General features: G+C 71.0%; 15 protein-coding genes. 2 read left to right on the top strand and 13 right to left on the bottom strand.

Annotated elements, in window-relative coordinates; all coding sequences use genetic code 11:
* Positions 1 to 123: 123 nt before the first annotated feature.
* Positions 124 to 1,653, top strand: coding sequence for an MmgE/PrpD family protein (locus ABT186_RS45080; RefSeq protein WP_351930194.1), 1,530 nt, complete (start codon positions 124 to 126; stop codon positions 1,651 to 1,653).
* Between the two features lie 251 nt (positions 1,654 to 1,904).
* Here the strand turns inward: ABT186_RS45080 and ABT186_RS45075 are convergent, their stop codons facing one another.
* The 13 genes from ABT186_RS45075 to ABT186_RS45015 form a co-directional block, all read right to left on the bottom strand.
* Positions 1,905 to 3,467: an APC family permease gene (locus tag ABT186_RS45075; protein ID WP_351235432.1), complete on the bottom strand. Its 1,563-nt coding sequence runs from the start codon at positions 3,465 to 3,467 to the stop codon at positions 1,905 to 1,907.
* A 37-nt stretch (positions 3,468 to 3,504) separates the two neighbouring features.
* Positions 3,505 to 4,725 (bottom strand): beta-ketoacyl-[acyl-carrier-protein] synthase family protein, encoded by a 1,221-nt coding sequence (locus ABT186_RS45070; RefSeq protein ID WP_351235455.1) that lies wholly within the window; start codon positions 4,723 to 4,725, stop codon positions 3,505 to 3,507.
* Positions 4,725 to 4,958, bottom strand: a complete 234-nt coding sequence (locus tag ABT186_RS45065; protein ID WP_351235434.1) for an acyl carrier protein — start codon at positions 4,956 to 4,958, stop codon at positions 4,725 to 4,727. The genes ABT186_RS45070 and ABT186_RS45065 overlap by 1 nt, the downstream gene beginning before the upstream one ends.
* Before the next feature lie 34 nt (positions 4,959 to 4,992).
* Positions 4,993 to 6,042, bottom strand: coding sequence for a beta-ketoacyl-ACP synthase 3 (locus tag ABT186_RS45060; protein ID WP_351235436.1), 1,050 nt, complete (start codon positions 6,040 to 6,042; stop codon positions 4,993 to 4,995).
* Positions 6,042 to 7,022, bottom strand: coding sequence for a ferritin family protein (locus tag ABT186_RS45055; RefSeq protein ID WP_351930192.1), 981 nt, complete (start codon positions 7,020 to 7,022; stop codon positions 6,042 to 6,044). Before ABT186_RS45055 ends, ABT186_RS45060 begins: the two co-directional genes overlap by 1 nt.
* A 58-nt stretch (positions 7,023 to 7,080) precedes the next feature.
* Positions 7,081 to 7,692: a flavin reductase family protein gene (locus ABT186_RS45050; protein WP_351235440.1), complete on the bottom strand. Its 612-nt coding sequence runs from the start codon at positions 7,690 to 7,692 to the stop codon at positions 7,081 to 7,083.
* The gene (locus ABT186_RS45045) at positions 7,689 to 8,201 is read right to left on the bottom strand and encodes a hypothetical protein (RefSeq protein WP_351930190.1); all 513 of its coding nucleotides are present in this window, start codon (positions 8,199 to 8,201) and stop codon (positions 7,689 to 7,691) included. The genes ABT186_RS45050 and ABT186_RS45045 overlap by 4 nt, the downstream gene beginning before the upstream one ends.
* A gap of 11 nt (positions 8,202 to 8,212) precedes the next feature.
* Positions 8,213 to 8,710 carry a type II toxin-antitoxin system RatA family toxin gene (locus tag ABT186_RS45040; RefSeq protein WP_351235444.1) on the bottom strand — a complete coding sequence of 166 codons (498 nt, stop codon included), beginning with the start codon at positions 8,708 to 8,710 and terminating at the stop codon, positions 8,213 to 8,215.
* Between the two features lie 5 nt (positions 8,711 to 8,715).
* Positions 8,716 to 10,005 carry an aspartate aminotransferase family protein gene (locus ABT186_RS45035; RefSeq protein WP_351235446.1) on the bottom strand — a complete coding sequence of 430 codons (1,290 nt, stop codon included), beginning with the start codon at positions 10,003 to 10,005 and terminating at the stop codon, positions 8,716 to 8,718.
* A gap of 64 nt (positions 10,006 to 10,069) precedes the next feature.
* Positions 10,070 to 11,209, bottom strand: a complete 1,140-nt coding sequence (locus tag ABT186_RS45030) for an acyl-CoA dehydrogenase family protein (RefSeq protein ID WP_351930188.1) — start codon at positions 11,207 to 11,209, stop codon at positions 10,070 to 10,072.
* Between the two features lie 23 nt (positions 11,210 to 11,232).
* The gene (locus tag ABT186_RS45025; protein WP_351930186.1) at positions 11,233 to 12,867 is read right to left on the bottom strand and encodes an aldehyde dehydrogenase family protein; all 1,635 of its coding nucleotides are present in this window, start codon (positions 12,865 to 12,867) and stop codon (positions 11,233 to 11,235) included.
* 46 nt (positions 12,868 to 12,913) lie between these two features.
* Positions 12,914 to 13,933 carry a ketoacyl-ACP synthase III family protein gene (locus ABT186_RS45020; protein WP_351235450.1) on the bottom strand — a complete coding sequence of 340 codons (1,020 nt, stop codon included), beginning with the start codon at positions 13,931 to 13,933 and terminating at the stop codon, positions 12,914 to 12,916.
* A gap of 426 nt (positions 13,934 to 14,359) precedes the next feature.
* Entirely contained in the window at positions 14,360 to 15,562 is a 1,203-nt protein-coding gene (locus ABT186_RS45015) for a cytochrome P450 (RefSeq protein ID WP_351930184.1), read from the bottom strand.
* Positions 15,563 to 15,786: 224 nt separating this feature from the next.
* On the opposite strand from ABT186_RS45015, the gene ABT186_RS45010 reads away from it, so the two are divergent.
* Positions 15,787 to 16,161, top strand: a complete 375-nt coding sequence (locus ABT186_RS45010; protein WP_351235453.1) for a nuclear transport factor 2 family protein — start codon at positions 15,787 to 15,789, stop codon at positions 16,159 to 16,161.
* The last annotated feature ends 62 nt before the right edge of the window (positions 16,162 to 16,223 follow it).

Raw genomic sequence — 16,223 nt, 5'->3', positions numbered from 1 at the left:
GGCGGGCGCCGGGCCGGCCCTCGGCACCGAGCAGGCCGCGGGCGGGCCCGCCCGCGGCACAGGGCCTGCCCGCCGCGCCGAACCCTCCCACGTCGAGCCGGGACGGGCAGGGGCCGAACAGTGGTGACCCTGATCGAAGAGCTGTCTGCGTGGGCGAGCGGGACCCGGCTCGACGCCGTGCCCGAGCGGGTGGTCGGGCTCGCGAAGAGCCAGATCCTGTCCCAACTCGCGGCCATCCGGGCCGGTTTGGCGCATCCCCTGGGCCGCCGTCTGGTGCGCGCCTTCGGGCCGCCCGTGCAGGCCGACGCGGGTGGCAGCGCCCGGGTGCTGGCCGGGCTGGGATCGTGGCTGAACCTCGACGACACCGCCTACGCGGGCCATCTGGCCAACTCCACGGTCGCCGTCCCGCTCGCGTACGTCCTGGCCCTGGGCCTGGACGGCCGGGCGCTGCTCACATCGGTCATCACGGCCAACGAATGCGCCGCGCGGGTGACCGCCGCGGCCACCCTCGGGCCGTTCCGCGGACAGACCGCGGCCCACACCAGCCTGGTCGGAGGCGTAGCCGGGCGGCTGCGGGCCCAGGACGCGCCCGCGGAACGCTGGGCGGACGCGCTCGGGCTGGCGCTGTCCATGCCGCCATGGACGCTGTTTCCCGCGTACGTCGGCAGCGACGCCCGCGCGCTCGGGGCGCTCGTCCCGGTCGGTATGGCGATGGACGCCTGTGACGCGGCCGAGGCCGGCTTCGGCGGGCCGCGGGACATCATCGAGCACGAGGACGGCTTCCTCGCCAGGTTCGCCACCGTGCCGCTGCCCGAGGTGACGACCGCCGGTCTGGGCAGCCGCTGGCACACCGACACCCTGTCCTTCAAGGTCCGGCCGGGCGGTCCGGGCATCGACGCGGCCGTCGACTGCGCTCTGGAGCTGCACCGCGAACTCGGCCTCGGCGCCGGTCACGCGGAAGTCACCGAGGTCGTCGTGGAGGCGTCGCTGTACACGGTGCAGGTGGACCGCACCAGCCGCCCGTACCTGGCCGGCCCGGACACACCGGCGGGCGCGCTGCCGCTGTCCATGGCCTACGCGGTCGCCACCGCGCTGCTGCACGGCGACCTGACCACGGCGGACTTCATGGCGCCCGCCGTACGGGAGGCCGCGCGCTGGGAGCTCGCGGAACGGGTGGAGCTGGTGCACGACGAACGGATGACCCGCGACCTGTTCTCGTCCGTGGCACCGTTCGGAGAGGCGTTGAGGCAGGCGGGCGACCGGGGCAAGGAATGGACCGCCCGGTTCACCGGAGTCACGGCGGCCGGACCGGCCGGCTCCAGTCCCGTCTGCGCCGAACCGGTCGATCCGGCACGGTCGTTGGAGGGTTCGACCAAGCTGACGCCGGCCAGGGTCACCGTCCGCCTCGCCGACGGCAGGACCGCGGTCCGGGAGCGCGGCATCCCGATCGGCGGCGCGGGTGAGGAGACCAGCAGGAGCCATCCGGAGCTGATGCGCGCCAAGTTCCTCGCGCAGGGCGGCGATGAGGGGACGGCGGCCGTGTTCGCCGATCTGGAGCACGCCACGGCGGCGGAGCTGAGGCACGCGCTGGAAGCGGCGCTGGCCACGGGTGCCGGTGCCGTGCGTGTGCAGCGGCGCGGGCGGCGCCTCTGAGCCACGCGACACGGCCGCGCACGGCGACGGCACGCTCTCCTCTGAGCCACGCGAAACCCGCCACGGACCGCGACGGCACCCTCTGAGCCCCGCGACACCCGCCACAGACGGCAACACCCCCTCCAACCCACCAACACCCGCCACAGACGGCAACACCCCCCCAACCCACCAACACCCGCCGCAGACGGCGATGCCCCCCGATACCGGATCGGGGGGCATCGCCGTCAGCGGCCGGGCACTGCTCGCCGCCGTCACTGGTTCCCGGTGCGCGCCGAGGGTCCTTCGGCCGCCGGCGACGGTGGCGGAACCACTGCCGGAGCGGGCCGCAGAACGGTGGTGGTCTCCACGTGCGGTTCGGTGTCCCGGACCTCGGTCCTGGCCAGGCCCGCGTACCGCTCGGGGCGCGCGGAGCGGATCCACAGGCCGTAGAGCACGCCGCCCACGGTCGCCGCGACCAGCAGCCATGGCAGCGCGTGCACCACGGGGTTGTCGGTGCCGGTCAGCACGGAGAAGTTCTCCACCAGCAGCACCACGGAGACGGTGAGCCCGACGAAGCCGAGGAGCGGGGCCAGCCCGGTGCGCCACCAGTGCCGGTCCGGCCGGTTCCGGAAGAAACCGACGACCGACAGTGCGGCCGCCGCCTGGAGGACGACGATGCCCAGCGTGCCGATGCCCAGCATGCTGGTCGCCAGGTTGACGTACGGGTCGAGTCCGGCGATGGCGAACACCGCCACCAGCACGACTGTCAGCGTGGTCTGCACCAGGCTGGCCCGGTGCGGTGCGTTGTACTTCGGGTGGATCGCGTCCAGGCCTCCTGGCAGGACCCGTTCGCGGCCGAGGACGTACATGTAGCGGTTGGCCGCGTTGTGCAGTGCCAGCACGCCCGCGAACAGACTGGTGCACAGCAGGATCGCCATGACCGACGTCACGGACTTGTCGAGGTAGTCGTCGCTCAGCCGGAAGAACATGTCGCCCAACTGCTTGCCCGCCACCTTCCGCAAGTGGGACGGGCCTATCGCGCCGACGGCGATCCAGCTGGTGAAGGCGTAGAAGACGGTGATGGTGATGACGGAGATGTACGTCGCCAACGGGACGCTGCGCTTGGGGTTGCGCGACTCCTCCCCGTACAGCGCGGCGGACTCGAACCCGATGAACGAGGCGAACGCGAACATCACCGTGACCCCGGCACCGGCCCCGAAGACGGTGTGCGGCGCGAACGACGTCGCCGGCATCGCGCCGCCGCCGTGCCGGACGATCACGGCGATGTCCAGCAGCAGCAGGATGCCGATCTCACCGACCAGCAGGATCTGCAGAACCCGGGCGCTGAAGTCGATCTGGCGGTAGCCGAGTACGGCCATCGCCGCGATGCTCAGTGCCGCCCACCACTCCCAGCGCAGATGCAGGCCCGCCTGGTCGCCCACGAGTTCGGTGAAGTAGGCGAAGGTGCCGACCATGCCGACGGTGGCGGTGTTGTACGAGAGCACCGCCACCAGACCGGCGCCGACGGCCGGCGGGCGGCCCAGACCGCTGGAGACATAGGTGTAGAAGCCGCCCGCGTTGACGATCCTGCGGCTCATCGCGGCGTAACCCACCGAGAAGCACAGCAGGGTGACGCCCGCGAACAGGAACATCGCGGGCACGCCGGGCCCGTCGCCGATGGCGAACGCCAGCGGAACGGTGCCGACCAGGGCCGCCAGCGGTGCCGCCGCGGCCACGACCATGATGACGATCTTCCGGGTACTGAGGGTGGGGCGCAGGCGCTGTTCCTGAGAGATCGAGCGGTTCGGGGACGGGGGTGCAGGCGTTTCGGACATGGTGAGCCCCGCTTGGATGAGGGAATGGACTGGGGAGTCAGGCGGGTGCCAGCACGAGCGCGGCGTTCTGGCCGCCGAACGCGGCCGACTGGCTCACGGCGAGGGCGGGAGCGAGCGGACGCGCCGTGGTGGGGACGTCGAGTTTGATCTGCTCGTCCAGGTCGACGAGGTTCGCGGTGGGCGGCACCGTGCCGTGTTCGAGCGCCAGTACGGTCAGGGCGGCCTCGACGGCCCCCGCCGCGCCGAGCATGTGGCCGGTGACGCCCTTGGTCGAGGTGACCAGCGTGTCCGGGCCCAGCACCCGCTCGATGACCTCCGACTCGACCAGGTCGTTGAGACGGGTGGAGGTGCCATGGGCGTTGACGTGCCCGACGTCGCTCGGGCCCGCACCGGCGTCGGACAGCGCCTCGCGCAGCGACTGCTCCAACCCCCGTCCGTCGGGGGCCGGCGCGGTGACGTGGTGGGCGTCGGCCGACATCCCGAAGCCGACCACGCGCGCCCGTACCCGCGCCCCGCGGGCTCGTGCGTCGGCCGCCCGCTCCATGACGAGCATGGCCGCGCCCTCGCCCGCGACGAATCCGTCCCGGGCGGAGTCGAACGGCCGGGAGGCTCCGGCCGGGTCGTCGTGACGCGCGGACAACGCGCCCATCTGCGCGAACGCGGCGATCACCAACGGGGTGACCATGGCCTCGGTGCCGCCCGCGACGACAATGTCGCAGCGGTTGAGGTTCAGCAGGTCCCGGGCCACACCGATGGCGGTGGAACCCGAGGCGCAGGCGGTGGCCACCACGAGGCTGGGGCCGGTGGTGCCCAGTTCGATCGACACCTGTCCGGCCGCGAGGTTCGACAGATGCATCGGCAGCAGCTGCGGCGACACCTTCTGGGCGGAGCGCTCCAGCAGGACCCGCTGCTGTGCTTCGAGGGTGGCGGCGCCGTATCCGCCGCAGCCCAGCACCACTCCGACCCGGGAGCGGTCCCAGACGGCGGGGTCCAGGCCGGCGTCGGCCAGCGCCTCGCGCACGGCGACGATCGCGAACTGCACGAACGGGTCGAGGCGGCGCGCCACCCGGCCGCCGAGCAGGGCCGCCGGGTCGAAGTCCGGTACCCGGCACGAGATCCGGACCAGGTTGTCGGCGAGCACCGGGTCCAGCGCGGCGGTGGGCAGGCCCGAGCACACCCGGTCCCATGACGTTGCCACGCCGATACCGGCCGGTGTGACCATGCCGAGCCCGGTCACCGCTGTGTCGCGGTCCGCCATCATGCCGCCTTGGTCACGCGTGCGGTGACGGCCTCGACGATCGCGCCGACCTCCCGCAGCTCGATGAGTTCCTCCTCGGACACCTCGGCACCGAACTTCTCCTGCAGTGCCAGCGACAGTTCGACGAGTTCCAGGGAGTCGAACTCCAGGTCTTCCAGGCTTGCGTCCGGGGTGATCCTGTCGGCGGGCACCTGGAACGAAACGATCAGTATTTCCTTGAATTGCTCGTACACCGGTTCTCCTTGTTCGGTTCGGTCCTTTGGGGTGCTATTCGCCGTGTGGCGCGGTCTCGGTCAGCGCGGTCACGTCGGGCCATACGAGGGTGGTCGAGGCCCAGGTGAGTCCGGAGCCGAAGGCCACGAGCAGAGCCCGCTGGCCGGGAAGCAGGGCCCCGGACACCGCCGACTCCGCGAGCAGCAACGGGATCGATGCGGCGCCGGTGTTGCCGACCCGGTCGATGTTGGCGAGCCTGCGTTCCGGCTCGATGCCGAGCTTGTCCGCGACCGAGTCGCAGATACGGGCGTTGGCCTGGTGCGCGGCGAGCCGGTCGACGTCGGCGACGTCCCACCCGGCCAGTTCCAGCGCGTCGAGGGACGCCTGCCTCATGTGCTGCACCGCGTGCCGGTAGGTCTCCTTGCCACGCATCTGCAGATAGTGGTCCGCACGGTCGGGTACGGTCCCCGCCGAGCGCTGCCGGGCTCCGCCGGCCGGCACCTGGAGCAGTTCCGCCAGTTCACCGTCGCTGCCCAGGACGCACCGGCCGACCGCGCCCGGTTCCCCCGGCTCGCCGGCCCGCAGCACCACGGCGCCGGCCCCGTCGCCCAGGATGGCCGCGGTGTTGCGGTCCATCGGGTCACGGATCGTGCTCAGTGTCTCGGCGCCGATCACCAGGACGCGTCGCGCGGTGCCGGTCGCGATCAGCCCGGAGGCCAGCGACAGGCTGTAGAGGAATCCGGAGCATGCGGCGGTGACGTCGAAGGCACCGGCGCCGCCCAGGCCGAGCCGGGAGGCGACGGAGGGCCCCGTGGCGGGACAGAAATTCCAGTCGGGTGTGGTCGAGGTCAGCACGACCGCGTCCACCCGTTCGTCGCCGTCGGCCTTGAGGGCCAGCCGCCCGGCCTGCACGGCCAGGTCGCCGGTGGAGGTCGGCGGGTCGACGTGTCGGCGCTCGCGTATCCCGATCCGCCCCCTGATCCAGGCATCGGAGGTGTCGAGGCCCTCTGCGACCTGGTCGTTGGTGACGACCCGGGGCGGGAGGCAGGCGCCGATACCGGTGATCACCGCCGCCGGACGGGCCGCTGCGGTGTCGCGGGCCATCACCGCTCCTGCTGCGCGCTGCCGAGGCCCATGTACTTCATGCGGACCTCGGCCATCTCGTCGGTCCACTGCTCGGCCATGGCGTAGCGCTCCTCCGGCTTCGTGTCGAGCAGCCGGCGGCCGGGCCAGACCTCGTACTCCTCCAGCAGGTCCGTGTGCGCCTGCATGCCCTCCTGGAAGAGGTACTCGCGGGGCATCACGATCTCCTTGTCGGGCACCTCGTTCCACAGCTGCATGCCCTGTTCGAGGATCTGCTCCAGCCGGGGCCGGTAGCCGGGGTCCTCGATGAGCGCGTCGCGGATGATGGTGCTGCCGACGGTGAGGTGCCTGATCTCGTCGATGGCCGCGCCGTGTGCGATCTCACCGGCCGCCGGGTCCAGCAGGTCCCACTTGCGCTCGCTGAGTTCGGCGGCGGGCGCGAGCACGCCTTCGACGACGATGGTGAAGATCGCCACCGCGCCGATGAAGTCCTTGGGGTTGCTGACGATCGGCAGCGCCCACTCCTCCAGCGGGTTGAGCACACGGGTGCGGTAGTCGGCGGCCAGGTCCGCGATGTACGTCAGCAACTCCGCCTCGGGTATGCCGAGTTCGACCAGGTGACGGCGGAAGACCATGGCATGCCGGGTTTCGTCGAGGAGTTGTGTCGCGAAGAACTCCATCTGCGGGATGCCGGGCGCGTTCGCCACGTAGTGGCCCAGGATGCGGGTGGCGCGCTCCTCGGAGACCGAGCGCAGGCCCAGCTCGTGGATCAGCGCCTCGCGCAGCGGCCCGGGTTCGCGCATGTGCTCCGGGGTGGCCGCCTGGGGGCTGTGGCCGGTCTCCGCCCGGCCGGCCAGCGTGCCCTGGGCCACTCCGCGCAGCCAGTAGGCGAGGTTGCAGCGTTCCGGGGTGAGGATGAGCTCCTTGGCCCCGTCGAGCAGTCCCGGAGCGGTGTCCCAGCCGGTCTCCTGGGGGATGTCAGCGGGGATCTCGGTGGTCATGACGGCTTCTTTCCTTTCGCTGTACGACGGCTGTGGGTCGGGGCCGGGTGCGGAGCTGTCACTCCAGGGCAGTGGCGCTCGTACGAGCCGGGTCGTGCCGGTTGCTGCGGCGCTCGCACAGTTCGCGGATCTCCGCGGCGAACAGCCGGCCGTCGAAGTTCAGCAGCGGGCTGCCGGGGCCGGTCGTGCCGTCCACCACCTCGGCGATCAGCAGGTCGTGATCGCCCGCCGGGTGGCTCGCGGTGATCCGGCAGGACAGCGTGGCGAGGGTGTTGCGCAGGGCGGGAGCGCCGGTGGCCGGGTCGGGCCGCCAGTCGAGGAGCGCGAACTGGGCGTAGTTGGCGGGGCGTTGCGGGTTGGCGAACCAGTCGGCCACCAGGGCCTGTCGGTTGGTCAGCAGGTTGGCGGTGAACCGGCCCGCGGTCGTGGCCAGTCGGGTGAAGGTGGAGCCGGTCCTGAGGCAGACACCGATCAGGAGCGGATCGCGGGAGACCGCGCTGACGGCGCTGACCGTGGTGCCGTGGACGGCGCCTTGGTGCGCGGCGGTCAGTACGCAGACTCCGGTGGCCAGTCGGCGGACGGCGGCGCGGCGGGGTGCCGCTGCGCCGTCGTCCGCTGCTGGTGCCGGCAGCGGCTCGGCGGTGGTGATCGCCTGTGCGCTGCTGTTCACGCGTGGCTCGGATCACGAGGCACGCGTTGCTCCGGGGAGGGTGACGCGGCGCGGATGCTGTCCGAGGTGACGGGCCTGAGGTTCTGGATCAGCTGCTGGAATGCCGGGTTGGGCTCCGGTTCGAAGGGCAGCCCGAACGGTTTGAGGAAGTTGCCGAAGATCCCGCGGTCGCCGAACAGATGGAAGGGGATCGCCAGCAGCGCCCACTCGGGCTTGACCAGCCAGATCCACAGCCCGACCACGGCGCTCTGGGTGATCAGGCTGTGCATGGTGTTGTAGGCGATGTAGTAGCCGCGGTGGATACGGTGGTCGGGACTGCGCCGGTAGGCGATCGCACCGGGGATGTAGCCGATGATGTCGATGTAGAGGAACAGGACGGCGGCGAGGACCCAGTTCACATCGCCCGCGTGGGCGATGAGCAGACCGGTCGACACCAGGAAGCCGACCAGGTACTCCGCGCGGTGCAGTCGGTAGGTCGTCGGCGTCTCGAACGGGTTGGCGTGATCCATCGTTGCCTCCTTCACCGGGTCCCGGAGCCGACGCCGAGGTCGGAAACCGTGAGATCGTCGTCGCCGATGACCCGCGCGCCGTCGAACAGGCCGACGACGGCCCGCGCGATGGTCTCCTTGATCACCCGCTCGGCGATCGGGTCGAGGATGCTTTCCATGCTCGCGATGCCGAAGTCGAAGTCGGCCCGGAAGTGCACGTCGCAGCCGCCGCCGCTGCGGGGCGCGAGGCGCCAGGCCCCGGACATGGTGTCGAAGTCGCCCTCGACCTGCTCGAACTCGATCCGCCCCTCGGACGTCAGGAACGTCTCCCGCTCGGTCCAGCACAGCAGTCCGCTGCGGAAGTTCAGCTCCCAGCTGGAACGGCCCGTGTCGTGGGGCAGGGTCTGGTGGACCTCGGCGGACTTCACATGCCTGGTGAGGTCGGGGTACTTCTCGAACCGTACGAGTTCCGTGAAGACCTTCCGGGGATCCACCCCGTCGATCTCGGCACTCAGTTCAACCCGTCGCATGGGGGTCAGCCGCCTTCCGGCATACGGGCGCGGCGATCGACGAGATCGCGGGTCGCGCGGTCGAGGGAGTCGAGCAGGTAGTCGACTTCGGCGTCGCCCAGCAGCGCGGGCGGCGTGAAGCGCACCACCGAGCTGCCCGTCATGGAGTGATTGGCGACGACGCCGTGGTTGAACAGTTCGAGGAGCAGTTCGCCGGCCAGCCCCGCGTCGGCGAACTCCATCCCGATGAGCAGGCCCTGGCCCCGTACGTCCACCACGAGGTCCTGGCAGTTCTCCCGGACGATGCGCTCGATGTCCGGCAGCAGCCGCTCGCCGAGGACCTTGGCCCGCTGTACGAGTCCGTCCTCCTGGATGGCGGCGATCGCGCCCTGCACCCCGGCCATCAGCAGCGGGGCGCCGGAGAACGTTCCGGTGTGGATGAACGGGTCCTTGTCGAAGGGCTTGAAGGTGCGGGCGTCGGCGAGGACCGCCGAGACCGGCACCACTCCCCCGCCCAGCGCCTTGCCGGTGAGCAGGACGTGCGGTGTGACGCCGTACAGATCGGCTCCCCACCAGGCGCCGAGCCGCCCCAGGCCGGACTGGATCTCGTCCAGGACGAGGAAACCCTCGTACTGGCGCACAAGGCTTTCGACACCGGGCAGGTAGCCGGGCGGCGGCAGGATGACGCCGCCCTCGCCCTGTACGGGTTCGACGATGACGCAGACCTCGCCGGGGTGCGCGGACAGCTCCTTCTCCAGCGCCTGAAGGTCTCCGAACGGGATGTGCGAGACATCCGGCAGCAGAGGCCGGAAGGGACGCTGGTAGACGTCCTTCGCGGTGGCCGACAGGGCTCCGAGCGTTTTGCCGTGGTAGCCCTGCGCCATCGACACCAGGCGGCGCCGGCCGTTCGCGCGGGCCAGTTTCAGGCCGGTCTCGACCGCCTCGGCGCCCGACAGCGAGAAGTGCACCCTGTCGAGTCCCGCGGGGGCCACCGCGGTCAGTGCCTCCGCCGCGCGGGCGATGGACGGTTCCAGCAGGATGCGGGTGGCGACCGGGTTGATGTCCAGCTGCTGCTGGACGGCCTGGAGCACCCGAGGGTGCCGGGCGCCCATGATGAGGACGCCGTAGCCGCCGCAGTTCAGGAGCCGCTCGCCGTCGTCGGTGTGCACCCACGGGCCGTCGGAGGTCACCTCCATGTGTCCGCCGAACAGGTCGGCCACGGTCGCCCGGCCCTTGCTCAGATGGCGCCGGTAGAGATCGAGGATCTCGTCCAGGCTGTCGTGCGGGGCCGGTGTGCTCGAGTGGTGAGCGGTCATGACGTCTTCCCTGTCGTGGATGCCATGGGTGCCGTCCGGGGATCGGCCGCCGGGGCCCGGGGGGTCACGCGAGGACCAGGGGGCGGCCGGCCAGGAAGTCCACCAGCGCCTCGGCGGTGCTGGTACGGGACGGCGGGTGGAAGGCCAGCGGGCGCACGGCGGAGGCCAGGTAGGCGGTCTCGGACGACCCGATGAACTCCATGCCCCCGAGCAGTTCGACGGCCAGCGCGGCGGACTCGACGAGCAGCTCCTGCACCGAGAAGCGGGTCACCAGCGTGGCGGCCACGGTGGACTCGCTGATGTCGCCGTCCCGGATGGTCCGGGCCATGCCCTCGGTCAGCGCGATCGCGGCTTCGGTGCGCAGGCCGAGCGTGGCGCGGTCGGTGACGCTGCCGCGCCCGCGCTCCAGGACCCGCGCGGCCAGCGCGCTCGCGACACCGGTGTACGCGGCGGTGATCAGCAGCTCGAACCAGATGAACCCGGCGGTCTGCAGATCGTCGAACCGGGCCGGGTCGTCGGAGGTGGCGCGTACGAAGAGCTCCTCCTCGACGAAGACGTTCTCCAGCCGCACCTCGTCGCTCTCCGCGCCGGCCATGATGTCGCCGGCCCAGAACGGGTGCCGCGAGATGCCCGCCGAGTCGGCGGGCAGCAGGGCCATGGCCAGCTCGGGGACACCGCCCTGGCCGGGCAGCGCCACTCCGATGGTCAGCAGGTCCATCGACTGCGAGAGACTGCACGGCTTCTTCGAGCCGTTGACCATGAAGCCGCCGTCGACAGGGGTTGCGGTCATGGACGGGTTGAGGATGTTCTGTTCGGTGCGGCCCTCGGCCCAGCCGGAGGCCATCAGCAGCCGCTCCGGGGCCACCCGGCGCATCAGGGCCGCCTGGCGACCCGTGAGACGGGTGAGCTGGGGGTCCAGGGCGAGCAGCGTGGCCACCGTGAAGTGGTGCATGGTGGCGGCGGCGCCGAGAGACGGCGAGTGGGCGCCGATGGCGCGCATCACCCGTACGGCCTCCAGCGGGTCCGCTTCCCGGCCGCCGAGCTCGGCCGGCACCAGCAGCGCGGCGCCGTCGTGGGCCCGGAACAGGTCGATGACCTTGCTGCCCGGACGCTCCCGCTCGGTGAAGGGAACACCGGAGAGCGCGCCGATCAGTCCCGGGTGGTACTTCTCGCAGGCGGCGACGGCCGTTTCGAGGGAACGCATGGGAATCAAGCCTCCGTGGGATGTCAGAACTCGAAGACCGCGGCGCGCGGCGAGATGTCGTGCGCGACGCTCACGCCCTGCAGGCGCGAGGTCTTGAGCATCGGATAGTTCGCTTCGCCGAACACGCCGCTGGTCAGGCCGGTACCGCCGTGCGTCGGGAGGTACGGGACAGTGCCGATGTGCGAGTCGTTGATCTTCAGCAGCCCGCCGTTGCGCACACGGCGGACGAAGTACTCGATGACGTCGGAGCCGCTGCTCCACAGGGAGTTGCGCAGGCCGTACTGGTTGGAGTTGACGAAGTCGATCACCCGGTCGAGCAGGATCTCGTCGGCGGCCGGAGCCGGCACCACCACCGGGATGAGCGGGAAGAACGTCTCCAGCCGCACCACGTCCAGGTCGCGCGGATCGCCGGGGCCGTCCACCCGGACCACGGTGGGTTCCAGGAACACCCCCGCCTCGGAGGGCGTGCCGTCCAGCTCGACCCGCCGCCCGCCGCAGACGATCCGTGCTCCGGCGTCGGTGGCCTCACGCAGCAGGGCGAAGAAGCGCTCGCTGCGGCGCACCGGCGAGAGCAGCACGTCCTCGTCCTCGGGCAGGCCCGGTGCGATGTCGGCGGCCAGCCGGGCGACCCGTTCCAGCAGGCCGTCCGCGATATCGGGGTGCGCCATCACGCAGTTGGGCACCATGCAGATCTGGCCCGACCCGTAGAACGCCTCCGTGATCGCCTCGGCGGCACGGTCGAGGTCGGCGTCCTTCCAGACCACCAGTGTGTCGTTGCCGGCCAGTTCGAGCACCGGCTTCTTGCCGTGGGCCACGCACTCCTGCTCGAAGCGCATGCCCTGGGCGCTGTCCCCGAAGTAGAAGATGTCGTTCACCTTCGGGTGCGCCAGCCAGCGGTCGATGATCTGGCGGGGTTTGCCGCAGATCAGGTTCAGCGTCCCTGCGGGCGCGCCAAGTTCGGACAGCACCGGTGCGACCAGCTCACGCAGGATGTACATCGTGCTCAGGGCGATGCTGCGAGGCGCCCGTACCACCACGGTGTTGCCGGCCATCAGCACCAGCACCGCAAGCGCCGCCATCGCCGCAGGGGCGTTCTGCGGCGGGTTGACGCACACCACACCGTCGGGCTGCCGGCGCACGATCAGCCGCCGGCCGCCGTGCTCGAATTCCTGGTGCATCTGCTGCTCGTAGAACGCGCGGTTGGTGTCCCCGAACAGCGTGAGCAGACCGGTGAGTTCCCAGCGGGCGAGCTTGCGGGGGTGCGCCTCGGCGGCCAGCAGGTCCAGCAGCCGGTCCCAGTGCTCCAGCAGGCGTTCACGGAAGAGCCGGCCCAGTTCCAGCCGGTCCGCCAGTGGCATGGCCGACCACTCGCGAAAGGCCGCGGCGGCAGCGTCGGTCGCACTGTCCACATCCGGGTCGGCGACCACCGCGCAGCGCCCCACCACATAGGGGTGCTGGGCGGCCGGCGAGGCGGGGTCGGGGTCCTTCTCCAGCGCCCGCTTCAGCTTGAGACTGGTGAAGACATCTTCCAGCAGGGAGCGTGAACTGACCGTGTACACCCAGCCGTTGCCCTCGACGTCCTTGTCACCGATGTACGAGCTGTAGCTGAGCAGGGGCGTCGTCCTGGCCCGGGGGCTGCCGGGCGTGGTGTCTACCACTGTCGTGATCTCCTCGAAGGGGCGGTCGCGCCTGGCGCGTATGCGGTCACCAGGAAGGGGTGTCGACGATCTGCACCACGGCGATCGTGAAGCTGTGGCCCACGCCGACGCCGACGAGGAGCACGTGGTCGCCCGGGGTGACGGACCTGTTCCGCAGCAGGTGGTCCAGGCCCACGAACTGGTCGGCGCCGCCCATGTGCCCGGTGACCCGGCCCACCTCCCACAGCGACTGCTTCTCGGAGAAGCCGAGGGCGTCGTAGTTCTCGGCCCGCCCGCCACCGCGGTGGATGAAGGGCAGGACGGCACGTGAGATGTCCTCCAGGCCGACGCCCGCCTCCTCCAGGGCGATGGTCACGGCCCTGGCGAGCGTCGCCTCGTACCGCTCCCAGGCGCCGACGGCACCGGGCGTGGTCGCGAACGCCTCCAGGCGCCGCATGATCCGGACGGGCAGTTCCGCACCCGGCGCGGTGCGGAACTCCTCGGCACCGCGGCCGGCCGGCTCCAGCGAGCTGTCGCCCAGGGACACGATGGACACGACCTTGGCCAGGCCCCCCTCGGTGGAGACCGCCAGCGCGCCGGCGCCGTCGCCGTAGATCAGGTTGGCCTGCTCGTTCCAGCGGTCCATGGCCGGCGCCGCGAAGCGGTCGGCGGTGGTGACCAGAGCGTGCTTGCCACCGCCCGCGGCCAGGTGGGACACGGCGAACTGGAGGCCGGCCATGGCGCAGTTGCTGCGCTGCTGGACGTCAACGGCGAAGGTGTGCCGCCCGGCGCAGTTGCCCGCGACATAGCTCGCCGTCGCCCACATGTCGAGGCCCTGGAACCAGACGCTGCCGTGCAGCAGCAGGTCGTACCGGTCTGCTGCGATGCCGGACCTGGCCACGGCCTGGCGGCCGGCCGCGATGGCCATGTCCGGCGGGGCGACGGTCTCGGAGATGCCGATCGACTCGTATCCGAGGTCGCTGTGCGCCTCGTCCACCAGCCCCTCGGCGACGGCCTCGGCCATCGGCTTCGCCGCCGGCAGGTCGATGCCGGTGCTCGCGATGAAGATGTCCTGGGTCAGACGCATGGTTGTCGATCCTTCATTCCGTAGGTCCATGGGTCGGTAGGTCCATGGGTCGGTAGGTCCATGGGTCGGTGGGTCCGTGGGTCGGTGGGTCCGTGGGCCGGTGGGTCCGTGGGCCCGTGGGTCGGTAGGTCGGTGGGCCCGTGGGCCCGTGGGCCCGTGGGTCCGTGGGCCGGTGGGCCCGTGGGCCCGTGGGTCGGTAGGTCGGTGGGCCCGTAGGCCCGTAGGCCCGTAGGCCCGTAGGCCCGTAGGCCCGTAGGCCCGTAGGCCCGTAGGCCCGTAGGCCCGTAGGCCCGTAGGCCCGTGGGCCGGTGGGGGGCCGTGGGGAGCCGTGGGCCGGTGGGCCCGTGGGGCCGTGCGGCCATGGGCCCGTGCGGCATTCGTCGGGCAGCGGCTCGCCCCGGAGGCGTACGCCGGGGGCCCGCCGGCCTACCAGGTGACGGGCAGCTTGTTCAGGCCGTAGACGAGCGAGGTGTCTCGGAAGGAGAGCTCGTCCCCGGGCACCGTCAGGCGCAGCCCGGGCAGACGCTCGAACAGGGTGGTCAGCGCCATCTCCATCTCCGCGGTCGCCAGCGTCGCGCCCAGGCAGTAGTGCGGCCCATGGCCGAAGGTGAGGTGCTGGTGCGCCTCTTCGCGGTGGATGTCGAAACGGGCGGCGTCGGGGAAGACGGCCTCGTCGTGGTTGGCGGCCGGGATGGCGAGGACGACCGGGTCGCCCTTGGCGATGTGCACCCCGCCCAGTTCCATGTCGTCGGCGGCGACGCGGACGATGTTGTCCTGCGAGATCGCCCAGAAGCGCAGCATCTCCTCGACCGCCGGGCGGATCAGGGAGGGGTCGGCCTTTATCTCGGCAAGCTGGTCGGGGTGCTGGAGCAGGGACAGAATGCTCAGGCCGAGCTGGTTGGCACTGGTCTCGTGACCGGCCACCAGCACCAGCCGGACCATGCCGACCAGGTCTTCGTGGGTCAGTTTGCCGGTGGCCATGTACTCGGCGCAGAGCCGGCCGATCAGGTCGTCGCTACCGCCCTCGGCCGCCTTGCGGGTGGCCAGTTGGTCGAGGTACTCCGACATGCCGATCTGTGCGGCGATCGCCTCATCAGGGCTGACGTCCTGGGACAGACCGGTGGTCGTCTGCTCCTTCAGCAGCGCGATGTCCTCGTCCGGCACGCCGAAGATCCGGGCGATCACCAGGCAGGGCAACGGGATCGCGAACTCGGCGACCAGGTCGACCGGTTGGGGCAGCCTCTCCAGGTCGTCGATCAGCTGGTCGACGATCTGCTGGATGTGCGGGCGCATTTCCTTGACACTGCGGGCCGTGAACTCCGAGGTGACCATGCGGCGCAGCCGACCGTGCTCGGGGTCGTCCATCCGGATGAAGGAGAAGAGCCGAGGGATCTTCGGTACCAGCAGCCGGTGCGGCATGTCCGGGTTGGCTTCGTCCATGCTCATACGCGGATCGCCCATGGCCGCGCGCACGTCGGCGTGCCGGGTCAGAATCCAGGGAAGCGTGCCGTCGGGCAGCCGCACCCGGCGGGGCGGCCCACCCCGCAGGTCGGTGTAGGCCGGCGGCGGAGCCATCGGGCAGGTGCGGGGCATCGGAAAGTCGAGTATTTCTTCGTCGGTGTCCGACATGGAATTCCCTCGGATCAAAGTCGACGGGCAGACCGCTCATTACCGGCCTCCCAGTCATGCTGCCTGGGCGGGCTGATTCTGCGCTGATAGGTCGCTGACCGTTCTCCCGGCACCGCCATTACCTCGCACGTAATCGACGGGGAATGCGGTCGGCGGGAGGATGTCGGGTGGAATGCAGGTCCGGGACGGAAATGCCCGGGACTCGTCGTAGGAAGGGCAGCGGCATGGCTGACACCGACAAGCTCATGGAGCGCTATTCGGCGGTGTGGAACGAGCGTGACGCCGGGGCACGGCACGATCTGGCGGTCGAGCTGTGGGCCGAGGACGGTGTGTACGTCACCGGCGCCAACGAGCACCGCGGGAACGCGGCCATCGAGGCGGCCGTCACCACGGCGTACAACGACTTCCTCAGCAAGGGCTTCGACTTCCGCCTCGCCAGTGAGGTCGCGGCGCACCACCAGGGGGTGAAGTTCACCTGGCACATGACCGCGAAGGGCAGCGACGAGCCGGTCGCCATCGGCCATGAGTTCCTGCTGCTCGACGAGGACGGGAAGATCACCCACGACTACCAGTTCATGGAGCTGATGCCCGGGTCGTGAGTCGTGACCGGCGCTCGCCCGTCACGCAGGAGGCGGCCGGCCACCCGATCGGATGGCCGGCC

Origin of the sequence: Streptomyces sp. NPDC001634, from assembly GCF_040298185.1 — a bacterium.
Lineage (GTDB): Bacteria > Actinomycetota > Actinomycetes > Streptomycetales > Streptomycetaceae > Streptomyces.
Note: the sequence above shows the minus strand (reverse complement) of the source record. Positions and strands in the feature narration are given on the sequence as shown.